The 14,544-nt window shown below is 73.6% G+C and carries 18 protein-coding genes; 11 read left to right on the top strand and 7 right to left on the bottom strand.

The genetic code is table 11. The annotated features are described in order from the left end of the window. Positions 1-24 precede the first annotated feature (24 nt). On the bottom strand, positions 25-1,320 hold the full coding sequence (locus tag O2W16_RS03525; protein ID WP_269157403.1) for a nicotinate phosphoribosyltransferase: 1,296 nt from the start codon (positions 1,318-1,320) through the stop codon (positions 25-27). A gap of 62 nt (positions 1,321-1,382) precedes the next feature. Between O2W16_RS03525 and clpS the strand changes: the two genes are divergently transcribed. Next, a complete protein-coding gene (gene clpS, locus O2W16_RS03520) occupies positions 1,383-1,676 on the top strand; it encodes an ATP-dependent Clp protease adapter ClpS (protein ID WP_269157402.1) in 294 nt (97 codons plus the stop codon). Further along, entirely contained in the window at positions 1,673-2,185 is a 513-nt protein-coding gene (locus O2W16_RS03515; RefSeq protein ID WP_269157401.1) for a DUF2017 family protein, read from the top strand. Before clpS ends, O2W16_RS03515 begins: the two co-directional genes overlap by 4 nt. Here O2W16_RS03515 and O2W16_RS03510 read toward each other — a convergent pair. Continuing rightward, positions 2,124-2,477, bottom strand: coding sequence for a hypothetical protein (locus tag O2W16_RS03510; RefSeq protein WP_269157400.1), 354 nt, complete (start codon positions 2,475-2,477; stop codon positions 2,124-2,126). The genes O2W16_RS03515 and O2W16_RS03510 overlap by 62 nt on opposite strands. A 123-nt stretch (positions 2,478-2,600) precedes the next feature. Here O2W16_RS03510 and O2W16_RS03505 point away from each other — a divergent pair, with 123 nt between their 5' ends. The 7 genes from O2W16_RS03505 (at position 2,601) to O2W16_RS03475 (ending at position 7,880) form a co-directional block, all read left to right on the top strand. Further along, positions 2,601-3,074, top strand: coding sequence for a M67 family metallopeptidase (locus O2W16_RS03505; RefSeq protein WP_269157399.1), 474 nt, complete (start codon positions 2,601-2,603; stop codon positions 3,072-3,074). A 136-nt stretch (positions 3,075-3,210) separates the two neighbouring features. After that, complete coding sequence (locus O2W16_RS03500; protein ID WP_036333445.1) at positions 3,211-3,489, top strand: MoaD/ThiS family protein; 279 nt, start codon at positions 3,211-3,213, stop codon at positions 3,487-3,489. 44 nt (positions 3,490-3,533) lie between these two features. Beyond that, positions 3,534-4,484, top strand: coding sequence for a PLP-dependent cysteine synthase family protein (locus tag O2W16_RS03495; RefSeq protein WP_269157398.1), 951 nt, complete (start codon positions 3,534-3,536; stop codon positions 4,482-4,484). After that, entirely contained in the window at positions 4,475-5,137 is a 663-nt protein-coding gene (locus tag O2W16_RS03490; RefSeq protein WP_269157397.1) for an HAD-IA family hydrolase, read from the top strand. The genes O2W16_RS03495 and O2W16_RS03490 overlap by 10 nt, the downstream gene beginning before the upstream one ends. Before the next feature lie 72 nt (positions 5,138-5,209). After that, entirely contained in the window at positions 5,210-6,037 is an 828-nt protein-coding gene (gene murI, locus O2W16_RS03485) for a glutamate racemase (RefSeq protein WP_269157396.1), read from the top strand. Then, positions 6,034-6,774: an MBL fold metallo-hydrolase gene (locus tag O2W16_RS03480; RefSeq protein WP_269157395.1), complete on the top strand. Its 741-nt coding sequence runs from the start codon at positions 6,034-6,036 to the stop codon at positions 6,772-6,774. The genes murI and O2W16_RS03480 overlap by 4 nt, the downstream gene beginning before the upstream one ends. Positions 6,775-6,923: 149 nt before the next feature. Beyond that, positions 6,924-7,880 carry a DNA polymerase domain-containing protein gene (locus O2W16_RS03475; protein ID WP_269157394.1) on the top strand — a complete coding sequence of 319 codons (957 nt, stop codon included), beginning with the start codon at positions 6,924-6,926 and terminating at the stop codon, positions 7,878-7,880. A 65-nt stretch (positions 7,881-7,945) separates the two neighbouring features. Here O2W16_RS03475 and gndA read toward each other — a convergent pair whose 3' ends face one another. The 3 genes from gndA to O2W16_RS03460 all read right to left on the bottom strand — a co-directional run bounded on the left by gndA (position 7,946) and on the right by O2W16_RS03460 (position 10,420). Continuing rightward, positions 7,946-9,385, bottom strand: a complete 1,440-nt coding sequence (gene gndA / locus O2W16_RS03470) for an NADP-dependent phosphogluconate dehydrogenase (protein WP_269157393.1) — start codon at positions 9,383-9,385, stop codon at positions 7,946-7,948. Positions 9,386-9,466: 81 nt separating this feature from the next. Continuing rightward, positions 9,467-9,967 (bottom strand): thioredoxin-dependent thiol peroxidase, encoded by a 501-nt coding sequence (bcp, locus tag O2W16_RS03465; RefSeq protein ID WP_269157392.1) that lies wholly within the window; start codon positions 9,965-9,967, stop codon positions 9,467-9,469. Between the two features lie 48 nt (positions 9,968-10,015). Beyond that, a complete protein-coding gene (locus O2W16_RS03460; protein WP_269157391.1) occupies positions 10,016-10,420 on the bottom strand; it encodes a YjbQ family protein in 405 nt (134 codons plus the stop codon). 103 nt (positions 10,421-10,523) lie between these two features. On the opposite strand from O2W16_RS03460, the gene rph reads away from it, so the two are divergent. Together rph and rdgB are read left to right on the top strand one after the other, a co-directional pair. Continuing rightward, complete coding sequence (rph, locus tag O2W16_RS03455) at positions 10,524-11,246, top strand: ribonuclease PH (RefSeq protein WP_269157390.1); 723 nt, start codon at positions 10,524-10,526, stop codon at positions 11,244-11,246. Then, complete coding sequence (gene rdgB, locus O2W16_RS03450; RefSeq protein WP_269157389.1) at positions 11,243-11,851, top strand: RdgB/HAM1 family non-canonical purine NTP pyrophosphatase; 609 nt, start codon at positions 11,243-11,245, stop codon at positions 11,849-11,851. The genes rph and rdgB overlap by 4 nt, the downstream gene beginning before the upstream one ends. On the opposite strand, the gene O2W16_RS03445 is transcribed toward rdgB, so the two are convergent. Beyond that, positions 11,848-12,393 (bottom strand): hypothetical protein, encoded by a 546-nt coding sequence (locus O2W16_RS03445; protein ID WP_269157388.1) that lies wholly within the window; start codon positions 12,391-12,393, stop codon positions 11,848-11,850. The two genes, rdgB and O2W16_RS03445, sit on opposite strands and share 4 nt — an antisense overlap. Continuing rightward, positions 12,390-14,474 (bottom strand): glycosyltransferase, encoded by a 2,085-nt coding sequence (locus O2W16_RS03440; RefSeq protein ID WP_269157387.1) that lies wholly within the window; start codon positions 14,472-14,474, stop codon positions 12,390-12,392. Before O2W16_RS03440 ends, O2W16_RS03445 begins: the two co-directional genes overlap by 4 nt. Positions 14,475-14,544: the final 70 nt, after the last annotated feature.

The raw sequence follows: 14,544 nt of genomic DNA, 5'->3' as shown, positions 1-14,544 counted from the left end.
CCTGGCGGGTGGGGCCTGCGGCCGCTACTCGGTGACGGTGTCGATCGCCGGTTCGCCCCGGGACAGCGACCACGCCTCCGTGGGCAGGGCGTCGCGCGCCCGGGCGTGCAGTTCCTGCGCTGCGGCCAGCGAGTCGGCGGGGGACCGGGGCTCCACCAGCTCCCCGCCCCGGACCAGTGGCCGGATCAGCTCGCGGTCGTGTTCCCGGGTGGTGACCGGTGCCGCGCTGACCACCTCTGCGGTCGCCGTCCCGTCGGCGTCGTGCCGGCGCACGGCGTGCTTGCGGCCACCCACCGAGCGTTTGCCCACGGAGTTCTTGGCCACCGGTACGCCGTCCCGCGCCACCAGCTTGTAGACCATCCCGACCGTGGGCGAGCCGGAGCCGGTCACCAGGGAGGTGCCCACCCCGTAGCCGTCGACCGGGGCGGCCGCCAGGGCGGCGATCGCGTACTCGTCCAGGTCGCTGGTGACGATCACCCGGGTGCCCGTCGCGCCGAGGGAGTCGAGCAGCTCGCGGGCGCGGGTCGCCTCGATGGCGAGGTCGCCGGAGTCCAGCCGGACGGCGCCCAGTTCCGGGCCGGCCACCTCGATCGCCGTCCGGATGCCCTGCTCGGTGTCGTAGGTGTCGACCAGCAGCGTCGTCCCCACGCCCAGGGTGTCCAGCTGCGCGCGGAACGCCGCCGCCTCGTCGTCGTGCAGCAGGGTGAACGCGTGCGCGCTGGTGCCGGTCGTGGGGATGCCGTAGCGGGCGCCGGCGGCGAGGTTCGACGTCGCCGAGAACCCGACCAGGGCGGCGGCCCGGGCGGCGGCGACGGCGGCCTCCTCGTGGGTGCGCCGGGAGCCCATCTCGATGCACGGCCGGCCACAGGCGGCGCCGACCATCCGTGCTCCGGCCGCGGCGATGGCGCTGTCGTGGTTGAGGATCGACAGCACCAGGGTCTCCAGCAGCACCGCCTGGCCGAACGGGGCGCGCACGGTCAGCACCGGGGAGCCGGGGAAGTAGAGGTCGCCCTCGGCGTAGCCGTCGACGTCCCCGGTGAAGCGGAAGCCGGCCAGGTGCTCCAGCAGCCGCGGGTCCTCGACGCCCTGCTGCCTCAGCGCGTCGAGCTCGGCCTCGCCGAACCGGAAGCCGGCCAGCGCCTCCAGGAACCGGCCGGTGCCGGCGAGCACCCCGTACCGCCGGCCGTGCGGCAGCCGGCGGGCAAACACCTCGAAGACGCAGTCCCGGTCGGCGGTGCCGTCGCGGAGGGCGGCGGCCAGCATCGTCAGCTCGTAGCGGTCGGTGAACATCGCGGGGCTGAGCGGTGGGCTCTGCGGCATGGAGCAGCACGATAGGTGCCCACCGACTGCGTTCCGGGAGGCGGCCGTCCTAGAGTGCTCACGTGGCCGGACCGCTTGCGCCCGAGAGGGTGTCGGAGACGACGACGGAGGAGTTCGCCCTCGACCGTCCCTGGGTCACCGTCGTCTGGGACGACCCGGTCAACCTGATGACCTACGTGACCTTCGTGCTCCAGGAGCTGTTCGGGTACGACGAGGCGACCGCGACGGAGCTCATGCTGCAGGTGCACAACGAGGGCAAGGCGATCGTGAGCTCCGGTCCGCGGGAGCGGATGGAGCACGACACCAGCCGGCTGCACGCCTACGGGCTGTGGGCCACCTACCAGCGGGACGCATGAAGCCGTTCCGCCGCAAGGGCGACCAGTTCGTGGCCCGGCTGGTCGACGCCGAGGCCGACATCGTGAACCTGCTGCTCGACCAGCTCGAGCAGCTGCTCGTCGCCGATGCGGCCGACTCCGGCGGCGACCCGGTCCTGGCCCGGCTGCTGCCCAGCGGGCACGCCAGCGACCCGCAGCTGGCCGCCGAGTACCGCGACCTCACCGAGGCCGGGCTGCGCAGCGGCAAGGCCGACGACCTGGCGATGGTCCGGGCCACCGTGCCCCGCGAGGGCGGCGAGGTGCGGCTGGACGCCGAGCAGGCGCGGGCCTGGCTGCGCACCACCAACGACCTCCGGCTCGCGATGGGCACCCGGCTGGGCATCACCGCGGAGACCGAGCCCCCGGACATCGACCCCTCCGGGGAGGGGGCGGACGACGAGAACTCGCAGCTGGCCGTCTACTACTGGCTCACCGCGGTGCAGGGCTCGCTGATCGACGCCTTGGCCGCCGGTCGAGGCGACCGGCGGTGAGCAGCACCAGGATGGCGACGAGCAGGTCGGCGACGAAGAACACGTAGACCAGGCTGTGCACCGTCACGTCCTGCACGATCGCCCCGATGCAGGACACCAGGGTGATGCCGGACAGGGCGGCCAGCAGCACCAGCCCGATGAGCCGGCCGACCACCACCAGCACCAGCTCGACCCGGTCGGTGCGCTGGTCCGTGGCGCGGCCACTGCGGTGGCGCAGCCGGGCCGACCCGAGGGCCAGGGCCGGCAGCGCGACCAGGACGACGCCGAGCACCATGAGAACCTCGATCACCACGGTCGGCGACGTTATCGTCCGGACACCCCTGGGACGCAATCCGTTCCCCTGGCGGTCACCCGTTCCGGCGCTCGTCCCGGGCCGGGGAGGACGTCGGGCGGTGACGCTGCCTAGACTGGGCCCGTGCTGCGCATCGACCGCGCGACCTACGACGCCATCGTGGCCCACGCCCGGGAAGACCACCCGGACGAGGCCTGTGGTGTCGTCGCCGGCCCCGAGGGCAGCGACCGGCCCGAGCGCTTCATCCCGATGCTCAACGCGGCCCGCTCACCGACGTTCTACGAGTTCGACAGCGGCGACCTGCTGAAGCTGTACCGCGAGATGGACGACCGGGACGAGGTCCCCGTGGTCATCTACCACTCGCACACCGCCACCGAGGCCCGTCCCTCGCGCACCGACATCAGCTACGCCTCCGAGCCCGAGGCGCACTACGTGCTGGTCTCCACCCGCGAGCACGGCGCCCAGACCGGCCTGGCCGGGGACACCGTGGAGTTCCGCAGCTTCCGGATCGTCGACGGCGAGGTGCGCGAGGAGGACGTCGAGGTCGTGGAGTCCTATCTGTTCGGCCACTCGCCGACCACCGTCGTCTACGACTGAGCGCCAGCTCACCCTGCGGCCGGCGGAATCGCCGGCCGCCCACCGGCGTTCCTCCGAGCAGCCGGTCCTGCGCGCTCTGCGCGCGACCCCTGTCCCAGCCCGATCCGCACACCCCCACCCGAGGAGTTCTCACGCCATGGCCATCGAGGTCCGCATCCCGACCATCCTGCGCACCCACACCGGCGGCAACAAGACCGTCCAGGGGAACGGCGACACGCTCGGCGCGCTGGTCGACGACATCGACAGCCAGCACCCCGGGATCAAGGGCCGCCTGGTCACCGACGAGGGCAAGCTGCACCGCTTCGTGAACGTCTACGTCAACGACGAGGACGTGCGCTTCACCGGTGCCCTGGACACCTCCGTCAAGGACGGCGACTCCGTCACGATCCTGCCCGCCGTCGCCGGCGGCTGCTGACCCGGAGCCTCCCCGCCCGGCACCGCGACCCCAGGAGACCCGTCATGGCCCGCTTCGCCTCCCTCGTCGACTCGCTCGGCAACACCCCGCTGGTGGGGCTGCCGGCGCTGTCGCCCACGCCCGACGTCCGGCTGTGGGCCAAGCTCGAGGACCACAACCCCACCGGTTCGATCAAGGACCGGGCCGCCATCGCGATGATCGAGGCGGCTGAGAAGGAGGGGCGGCTCCAGCCGGGCAGCACCATCCTGGAGCCCACCAGCGGGAACACCGGCATCTCGCTGGCGATGGTCGCCCGGCAGCGCGGCTACGAGCTGATCTGCGTGATGCCGGAGAACACCTCGATCGAGCGGCGTCAGCTGCTGGAGATGTACGGCGCGCGGATCATCAGCTCCCCGGCCGCCGGCGGCAGCAACCAGGCCGTCGCCGTCGCCAAGGGCCTGGCCGCCGAGCACGAGGACTGGGTGATGCTGTACCAGTACGGCAACCCGGCCAACGCCGAGGCGCACTACACCGGCACCGGTCCGGAGATCCTGGCCGACATGCCCTCGATCACCCACTTCGTGGCCGGGCTGGGCACCACCGGCACGCTGATGGGCGTCTCCCGGTACCTGCGGGAGAAGAAGCCCGACGTCCAGGTGATCGCGGCCGAGCCGCGCTACGGCGAGCTGGTCTACGGCCTGCGCAACATCGACGAGGGGTTCATCCCCGAGCTGTACGACGCCGACCTGCTGGACTCGCGGTTCTCCGTCGGCCCCGACGACGCGATCCACCGCACCCGCCAGCTGGTCGAGCGCGAGGGCATCTTCGCCGGCATCTCGACCGGGGCGATCCTGCACGCCGCCCTCGGGATCGCCGACAAGGAGGTCGCGGCCGGCCGCAAGGCCGACATCGTCTTCATCGTCTGCGACGGCGGGTGGAAGTACCTCTCCACCGGGGCCTACGCCGGCACGCTGGAGCAGGCCAGCGCCGCGCTAGAAGGGCAGTTGTGGGCCTGAGGGAGCTCCTGCTCCCGGCGCGAGGGCTGCTGTTCGACAACGACGGGGTGCTGGTCGACTCCGAGCCCAGCGTGGTGCGCTCCTGGTCCCGCTGGGCGATCGACTCGGGGTTCGACCCGGACGAGGTCATGGCGGCGGTGCCGGGCCGGCGGGCCGCCGACACGGTGGCGTTGTTCGTCAAGCCCGAGGACGTCGAGCCGTCGACCGCCCTGATCACCCGCTACGAGCTGGAGGACGTCGCCGGCACGCTCGCCGTGCCCGGCGTCCTGGACCTCCTCGCCCAGCTGTCCGACGTGCCCTGGGCGGTCGTCACCTCCGGGGTCCGTGAACTGGCGACCGCACGGCTGCTGGCCGCCGGGGTGGCGGCGCCGGACGTCGTGGTGACCGCCGAGGACGTGGTCCTGGGCAAGCCCCACCCCGAGCCGTACCTGACCGGGGCGAGCCGGCTGGGTCTCCCACCGGGCGAGGTGATCGTCCTGGAGGACAGCCCGAGCGGAGTCCGCGCGGGGCTCGCCGCGGGGGCGACCGTGCTGGGCATCGGTGAGACCGCACTGTCCAGCGAGGCGCCCGCCGTCGTCCGCGACCTGACCGGGGCCCGCTGGACCTCCGGCGGGCTGCTGCTCCCGGCCGCGGCGCTGCTGCGTCGCCCCTGACCTGAGCTGAGACGGCCATCTCAGCCCGGACGCGCGGCGATGTCCGACCGGGCCGTTAGCCTGGCTGCCGACATGAGCACTGCGACAGCGGGGGCGGACGCGCCCATCGGGATCTTCGACTCCGGGGTCGGTGGGCTCACCGTGGCCCGCGCCGTCCTCGACCAGCTCCCGCACGAGGCCATCCGCTACCTCGGCGACACCGCGCACAGCCCGTACGGGCCGCGGCCGATCGCGGACGTGCGCCGGCACTCGCTGGCGGCGATGGACCAGCTGGTCGCCGACGGGGTCAAGATGCTCGTCATCGCCTGCAACTCCGCCAGCGCCGCCTGCCTGGGCGACGCGCGGGAGCGCTACGACGTCCCGGTGGTCGAGGTCGTGCTCCCCGCCGTCCGCCGGGCAACCGCGGCGACGCGCAACGGCCGGGTGGGCGTCATCGCCACCCAGGCCACCGTCACCAGCGGGGCCTACGAGGACGCGTTCGCCGCGGCGCCGCAGCTCAGCGTCACCAGCGCCGCCTGCCCCAGCTTCGTCGACTTCGTCGAGCGCGGGATCACCAGCGGCCGGCAGCTCGTCGGGCTCGCGCAGTCCTACCTGGACCCGCTGCTGGGAGCCGGTGTCGACACCGTCGTGCTCGGCTGCACGCACTATCCGCTGCTCACCGGCGTGCTGTCGCTGGTGCTGGGTGAGGAGGTTACGCTGGTGTCCAGCGCGGAGGAGACGGCCAAGGACGTGTACCGGGTGCTGACCCGGACCGACCTGTTGCGCGACCCGGATGGCCCACCGCCGGTGCACCGGTTCCTCGCCACCGGCGACCCCGAGCCCTTCGCCCGGCTCGGCCGGCGGTTCCTCGGCCCGGAGGTCGACGCGGTGCTGCGCGCGGGTGCGGAGGCCGGGGCGTGAGGCTCACCGTCGTCGGCTGCTCCGGCAGCGCACCCGGCCCGTCCTCCCCGGCGTCCTGCTACCTGGTGGAGCACGGGGAGTTCGCGCTGCTGCTGGACCTGGGCAACGGGTCCTTCGGCGCCCTGCAGGGGCTCACCGACCCCGGCCGGGTCGACGCCGTCTACCTCAGCCACCTGCACGCCGACCACTGCCTGGACGCGGCGCCGTTCATCGTGTGGCACCGCTACTCGGGTCGCTCCGACGGTCGCGCGGTGCCGCTGTACGCACCGGTCGGTGCCGACCGCCGGTTGGCGGCCGCCTACGACGCCGACGGCGGGCCGATCGACGACGTCTTCGACGTCACCCCGATCGGCCCGGGCGCCTGGTCCATCGGGCCGTTCGAGGTCAGGACGGTCCGCACCGCCCACCCGGTCGAGTGCTACGCCGTGCGGTTGACCGCCGGTGGCCGGTCGCTGGTCTACACCGGCGACACCGGCCCGTCGGACGCCGTGGTGGAGCTGGCCCGGGGCGCCGACGTGCTCCTGGCCGAGGCCGCCCACCCCGACGTCCCCGACCTGCCCCCGGGGCTGCACCTGACCGGCCGACAGGCCGGTGAGCTCGCGGCCGCCGCCGGGGTCGGCCGGATGCTCGTCACGCACGTGCCCGCCTGGGTGGACGCCGAGGCGCAGCTGGCCGCGGCCCGGTCGGTCTTCCCGGCCGCCGAGCTGGCCCGGCACGCCGCGGTCCACGACATCTGAGCCCCCCGCCGCCCCTGCAGCAGTGATCAGGTGACCTGATCACTGGCTGTCCTCCCGCACCAGCGTTGGTGCAGGGGGCCAGTCGTTGGTGCGGGAGGACGGCGTCGGGCCCGGTTGCCCTGGGCGGCCCAGCGCGGCACGGTGACCGGGTGGCCACCAGTGAGGAACGGGACGGCGTCCGGCTGAGCAGCCTGGACTCCCCGCTGGGCGACGGGCTCGAGGTGACCAAGCGGGAGCTCGTCGACCACCTGGACGCCTTCGCCGACCGGCTCGTGCCGCTGCTCGCCGGGCGGCCGCTGACGATCAAGCGGGTCCGGCCCGGCGCGGCGCCGTTCGTCCAGCGCGACGTGCCGAAGGGCGCGCCCGAGTGGGTCCGGACGGTGGCCACCTGGTCCGAGCGGGCCCACCGCGAGGTGCACCAGGTGCTGGTGGAGGACCGCCGCACCCTGCTGTGGCTGGCCAACCAGCGGGCCGTGGAGTACCACGTGCCGTTCAGCCGGGTGGGGGAGGAGCAGCCCACCGGCCTGGTGCTCGACCTCGACCCGCCCGACGGTGCGCCGTTCGACATGGTCGTGCGCACGGCGCTGCTGTGCCGCCGCGCGCTCGCCGAGGCCGGGCTGACGGCGGCGGTGAAGACCAGCGGGTCGACGGGGCTGCACGTCGTCGTCCCGGTGCACGGCTCACCGGCCGAGGACGTCGCCGCCGCCACCCGGGCCCTGGCCGCCCGGACCGAGCGGCTCGATCCGGACCTGGCGACCACCGCCTACGTGGTGGCCGAGCGGGGTGCCCGGGTGTTCGTCGACTCGACCCGTTCCGGCCGGGGCACGGTCGCGGCGGCCTACAGCCCTCGGGTGCGGCCCGGGCTGCCCGTGTCCGCGCCGGTGGGCTGGGACGCGCTGGACGACGTCCGGCCCGGCGACGTCACCGTGGGCACCGTGCGGGAGCGGATCGGGGACGGCGACCCCTGGGCTGCGGCGCTGCCGGAGCCCCAGCAGCTGCCCGCCGACCTGGTCGCCGAGGGCCACACCATCCCGGTCGCCCGGGTGGCCGCGATGCACGAGGGCAAGCGCCGCGCCCGCGCGAAGGCAGCCGAGAGCGGGTCGTGACCCACGGCAGGACGGGGCCCCCCGGTGGGGACGGGCCCCGCCACCGCACGGTCATGCGGGGTCGATCAGCCGGTCTTGACCTCGCGGCCGTCCTCGCCCCACATGGTGTGGAAGGAGCCCTCGCGGTCGGTCCGCCGGTAGGTGTGCGCGCCGAACAGGTCGCGCAGGCCCTGGATCAGCGCGGCCGGCAGCCGCTCGGCCCGCAGCCCGTCGTAGTAGGCCAGCGCACTGGCGAAGCCGGGAACCGGGACCCCGTGCCGGGCCGCGCCGGCCACGACCTGCCGCCAGCTCTCCTGGCCCTCGCTGACCGCGTTCCGGAAGTACTCGTTGGTCAGCAGGGTGGTGACGTCGGGCTCGTCGGTGAACACCTGGCTGATCCGGTCCAGGAAGCGCGCCCGGATGATGCAGCCGCCGCGCCAGATCTTGGCCAGCGCCGCCCGGTCGATGTCCCAGCCGTGCTGGTCGGCGCCCTGGGTGATCTGGTCGAACCCCTGCGCGTAGGCGACCACCTTCGAGGCGTACAGCGCCTGGCGCACCGACTCGATGAAGGCGTCCTTGTCGGTCACCTGCTCGTCCCACTCGCGGTCGGGCCCCGGCAGCACCTGCTGCGCCGCCTGCCGCTGCTCGCGGTGCCCGGACAGCGCTCGGGCGAACACGGCCTCCGCGATGCCGCTGACCGGCACGCCCAGGTCGAGAGCGGACTGCACGGTCCAGCGGCCGGTGCCCTTCTGCTCGGCCTCGTCCAGCACGATGTCGACGAACGGCCCGCCGGTCTCGGCGTCGGTGTGCCGCAGCACCTGCGCGGTGATCTCGATCAGGTAGCTCTCGAGGTCGCCCTCGTTCCAGCTGGCGAAGACGTCACCGATCTCGGCCGGCGTCAGCTCCAGCCCCTGGCGCAGCAGGTCGTAGGCCTCGGCGATGAGCTGCATGTCGGCGTACTCGATGCCGTTGTGCACCATCTTCACGAAGTGGCCGGCGCCGCTGGCCCCGATGTGGGTGCAGCACGGCTCGCCGTCGACGACGGCGGCGATCGACTCCAGCAGCGGGCCGACCAGCGCGTAGGCCTCCTTCGAGCCGCCGGGCATGATGCTCGGCCCGTTGAGCGCGCCCTCCTCGCCGCCGCTGATGCCGGTGCCCATGAAGTGCAGGCCCCGGGCGGTGAGCGCCTCGGTGCGGCGGATCGTGTCGGTGAACAGGGCGTTGCCGCCGTCCATCAGCACGTCGCCCTCGTCCAGCAGCGGGGCGATCTCCTCGATCACGCCGTCGGTGGCCGCACCCGCCTGCACCATGACGATGATCTTGCGTGGGCGCTGCAGGGCGCCGACGAACTCCTCCATCGACCCGGTCGGCACGAAGTCGCCCTCGCTGCCGTGCTGCTCGACGAGGGCGTCGGTGCGCCCCCGGCTGCGGTTGTGCAGCACCACCTGGTGGCCGTGCCGGGCGAGGTTGCGGGCGAGGTTGGCGCCCATGACCGCGAGCCCGGTGACGCCGATCTGATCACTCATGGCACGACCCTGCCCGAGCCGGGCCCGGCTGACCAGCGCCGTCCCAGCCCCTGGACAGGAACCGCTGGGGGACGGGGTCCGTCAGTCGATGCCGAGGTCGCGCATCAGCTTCGCCACGTGCCCGGTGGCCTTGACGTTGTAGGCCGCCTTCTCGATCTTGCCGTCGGCCCCGACGACGAAGGTCGACCGGATGACCCCGACGACCTCCTTGCCGTACAGCTTCTTCGGGCCGTAGGCGCCGTAGGCCGTCAGCACCTGCTTCTCCGGGTCGGAGACCAGGGTGATCGACAGCTCCTCCTGCTCCCGGAACCGGCTCAGCTTCTCGGGGACGTCGGGAGAGACGCCGATGATGTCGAGGCCGGCCTCGGCCAGGTCCCCGGCCGCCGCGGTGAAGTCGACGGCCTGGGTGGTGCAGCCCGGGGTGAGCGCGGCCGGGTAGCAGTACACGATGACCCGCCGACCCCGGTAGGACGACAGCGAGACGGGCGTGCCGTCGGCGTCCGGGAGGGTGAACTCGGGCGCCGGGTCACCGGGGGCGAGGCGGACGGGGGCCGTGTCGATGCCGGGGTCGGTCTCGGTCATGGGGGGATCGTGCCGCACCCGACCGGCAGCGCCCAACCCGGCTGGCCCTCAGCCGGCCAGGAAGCTGAATCGCACGTGCCGCGACGGGTTGTCGACGTTGGTGTCGACGAAGCAGATGCGCTGCCACGTGCCCAGGGTCAGCCGCCCCTCGAGCACCGGCACCGTGGCGTGCGGCGGGACGAACGCCGGCAGCACGTGGTCGCGCCCGTGCCCGGGGGCGCCGTGCCGGTGCCGCCAGCGGTCGTCGCGGGGGAGCAGCTCGTCGAGCTGGGCGAGCAGGTCGTCGTCGCTGCCGGCACCGGTCTCCAGGATCGCGATCCCGGCGGTCGCGTGTGGGACGAACACCTGGAGCAGGCCGTCGCCCTCGCCGCGGACGAACTCCGCGCACTCGTCGGTCAGGTCGACGACGGAGGGCACGCCCCCGGTCCGGACGGATCGCAGCTCGGAGCGCATGGGGGAGAGGGTGACACGGCCGGCCGTCGGTCGCTGGACGCTGCCTCCCCGTCTCCGAGGCAGCGGTCGGTGACCAGCGGCGGCGGCACTACCCTCGGACCACGTGACCCGCCCCGACGGCCGCGCGGCCGACCAGCTCCGCCCGGTGACCATCACCCGCAACTGGCTCGACCACGCCGAGGGCTCGGTGCTCGTCGAGTTCGGCCGCACCCGCGTGCTCTGCGCGGCCAGCGTCACCGAGGGCGTGCCCCGCTGGCGCCGCGGCTCGGGCCTGGGCTGGGTCACCGCCGAGTACTCGATGCTCCCGCGGGCCACCCACACGCGAAGCGACCGCGAGTCGGTCAAGGGCAAGATCGGCGGCCGCACCCACGAGATCAGCCGGCTCATCGGCCGGTCGTTGCGGGCCAGCATCGACCTGGCCGCGCTGGGGGAGAACAGCATCGCGCTGGACTGCGACGTCCTGCAGGCCGACGGCGGGACCCGCACCGCCGCGATCACCGGCGCCTACGTGGCCCTCGCCGATGCGGTGAGCTGGCTCGGCGAGCGGGGCAAGCTGGCCAGCGCGACCCCGCTGCCGAACTCGGTCGCCGCGGTCAGCGTGGGCGTCATCGACGGCGAGCCGCGACTGGACCTGGCCTACGAGGAGGACGTCACCGCCGGCACCGACATGAACGTCGTGTGCACCGGCACCGGCGGCTTCGTCGAGGTCCAGGGGACGGCGGAGGGCGCCGTCTTCGACCGGGCCACCCTCGACCAGCTGCTCGACCTGGCCGTCGCCGGCTGCGCGCAGCTGACCCTGGCCCAGCAGGTGGCGTTGTCGGCGTGACCCGGTTGCTGCTCGCCACCCGCAACGCCGGCAAGCTCGCCGAGCTGCAGCGGCTGCTGGCCACCGCCGTCCCCGGGGTCGAGGTGCTCGGCCTGCGCGACGTCCCGGAGTACCCCGAGGCGCCCGAGACCGGGGCGACGTTCGAGGAGAACGCGCTGCTCAAGGCGCGCGAGGCGGTCCGGTACACCGGCCTGCCGGCGGTCGCCGACGACTCCGGGATCACCGTCGACGCGCTGAACGGGATGCCGGGGATCCTGTCTGCCCGCTGGTCCGGGCGGCACGGGGACGACCCGGCCAACACCGCACTGCTGCTCGGCCAGCTTGCCGACGTGCCCGACGAACGGCGCGGTGCGGCGTTCGTCTGCGCGGCCGCGCTGGTCACGCCGGACGGCGGCGAGCACGTGCTCGAGCGGCGCTGGCCGGGCACGGTCGTCCGGGAGCCCCGGGGCAGCAACGGCTTCGGCTACGACCCGGTGTTCGTGCCCACCGGCCTGACCGTGACGTCGGCGGAACTCGACCCGGCGGAGAAGGACGCGATCAGCCATCGGGGGCGGGCGTTCGCCGCACTGCTGCCGGTCATCGGCGAGGTGCTCGGCGGCCGTTAGCGGCGCTGCGTCCAGTCGGTGAACCAGAGCGCGAACGCCGCCAGCAGCGGGTGGAACGCGAGCACGAGGAAGGCTGCGAGCACCCGGTCGGACCGCCACTGGTCCCGTAGCCGTCGGCCGCAGCTGCGGTCGGCGGGCGGGGTGGCCGCGGCCTCCTCCTCCGTGCTGAGCGGGCCGGATTGCGCCGCCTGCCAGGCCTCCACCCGGGTCCAGCCGGGGGCGAGCCCGCACCCCAGGGCCAGCAGCGCGGCGCCGCCGAGCAGCGGCAGCAGGGTGTCCGGCTGCAGCACGACCAGGCCGGCGGCGGCCGCGCCCGCGGCGAAGCCGGCCACGGTGACGGCGCCGAGGCAGAAGACCAGCCCGAAGGCGGCGATCAGGAGCAGGAAGCCGGGCAGCAGCACGTCGTGCACCGACCGGTCGGTGGCGAGCAGGACGACGCCCTGGACCCCGAGCACGAGGGCGCCGGCCAGCAGCGCCCAGCGGATCGGCATCCGAGGAGGGGCGGCCACGGTGGCCGGCCGCACCGGGGACACGGCGGTCATGCCCGGTGCTCCGCAGCGCGCCGGAGGACCGGCGCAGGGGGTGGCGCAGGGATGGTGCGCGGGTCGATCAGTTGGACGACGTCGTGCGTGCCCTGCGTCGTCGCGAGTGCCGGGGCCGCCGCGGGACGCACCGGGGCCGGGCCGGCGTCCATGCTCGGCACGTCCTCTGCCTGGACGTGGCTGGACAGCCCGTGGTTCGTCTTCTCCCAGTAGAACGGGTTGACCAGCAGCTGCCACAGCGCCTTGTACGAGGCCACCGAGTGCAGCAGCCAGTAGAGCGGCGAGAGCAGGGCGAACGGCACCAGGCCGTAGGTGCGCCGCTTGAAGCCGGCCAGCAGCGAGAGGTAGATGATCACGCCGTTGCCCAGCAGCAGGTTGGCCAGGCTGACGTGGACCAGCCACTCGGGCAGTGCAGCGGTGAGAGCCCCGGGCAGGAGCAGTTCCACCGCGAGCATCGCGTAGAGCCACGGGGCGGCCAGGAACATCAGCGGGGTGCCGCCGATGAGCAGCGCGAAGCCGGCCGTCTGCCGCGGGCCGACGCTGCGCAGCAGTCGCCACGGGTGCCGGGTGTGGACCAGGACCGTCTGCATGTAGCCCTTGATCCAGCGGCTGCGCTGCCGGATCCAGTTGCCGACGGCCATGTTGGCCTCCTCGTACGTCGTGGAGTTGACGACGGCGACGCGGTGGCCGCGGGCGGAGGCGCGGATGCCGAGGTCGGCGTCCTCGGTGACGTTGTAGGGGTCCCAGCCACCGAGGTCACGCAGCATGTCGGTGCGGAAGTGGTTGCTCGTGCCGCCCAGCGGGATGGGCAGGCGCAGCTTGTCCAGCCCGGCCAGGGTGTAGTCGAACCAGGAGGAGTACTCCAGGGTGAACATCCGGGTCAGCAGGTTCTCCCGGGCGTTGAAGTAGTTCAGCGCCGCCTGCACGCAGACCAGGTCCTCCCCGCCCTTGCGGAAGGCGATCAGCGACTTCTTCAGCTGGTCGGCGTCGGGGCGGTCCTCGGCGTCGTAGATGACCACGTACTCGCCGCGGGCGAAGGCCAGCCCGACGTTGCAGGCGCGCGGCTTGGTCTTGGGCAGCGAGTGCGGGACGACGACGATGCGGACGATGTCCGGCGGTGCGGCGGCCAGTGCGGCGGCCAGCGTCTCCGGGTCGTCCTCCTCCAGCAGGAGCAGGATCTCCAGCTTCTCCCGGGGCCAGTCCAGGTCGGCCAGGTTGCGCATCAGCAACCCGACGATGCCGGCCTCCTTGTAGACCGGGACGAGGATCGTGTAGACGGGCAGCTCGACGTCGTCCAAGGCGGCGACCTCGGCCGCGGTGACCTGCTCGACCGTCTCCCAGGCGGTGCCGACGGTGCTGATCACCGCCTTGGCGCCGACGGCGAGGGCGACCGCCACGTTCACCGTGCCGACCAGGACCAGCATGGTCAGCGAGGGGTCGAGCACCAGCCCGGTCACGGTGGCGACCAGCAGGGCGATCAGGCCGGCGATCTGCGCACGGACGAACACCGTCGACGCCGACTCGTCCGGCCGCCGCTCGGCCAGCGCGCTCACCGCGTCGTGCACCAGCTCGTCGCGCCACACGGTGCGCAGCGCCCGCTGCACGTCCCAGTCGGTGGTGACCACCTGGCGCACCCGCGGGATGCCGGTGCGCTGCACGACGACCTCGGCGATGTGCGCCGACGGGCGGCCGGCGGTGGCGACGACGACCTGGGGGAGGCCGTCGCCGTCCTCCTCGACGCGCAGTGGCACCCAGGTCTCCCGGGCCAGCATCGCGGCGGGGAAGCGCCGGGCCAGTTCCTCGTCGACGTCCACCGGGTCGACGAACGCGAGGTCTGCGCCCCACACCGCGGCCAGGCCGACGTAGAGCTCCCGCCGGGTCACCCAGCCCTTCGCCAGGACGACGGAGCCCAGCGGTGCGCCCACCCGTTCGTGCTGGTCCAGGGCCTCGGCCAGCTGTTGCTCGGTGAGCACCCCCTGCTCGACCAGGACGGCGCCGAGCCGCTGGGGCGCGGCGTGTTTCCCGTGGTCAGGGCGCAGCGCCGGGCCGGGGATGGCGCCGCGGGGCGCGAAGACCGTCACCCCGGTGTGGTCGGCAGCTGCGCCGTCCGACTGTGGCCGGACGGTGGGTGGGTCACCCGGTCGGGTGAGC

It is taken from the genome of Modestobacter sp. VKM Ac-2984 (genome assembly GCF_026967985.1).
Taxonomy (GTDB): Bacteria; Actinomycetota; Actinomycetes; order Mycobacteriales; family Geodermatophilaceae; genus Modestobacter.
Note: the sequence above shows the minus strand (reverse complement) of the source record. Positions and strands in the feature narration are given on the sequence as shown.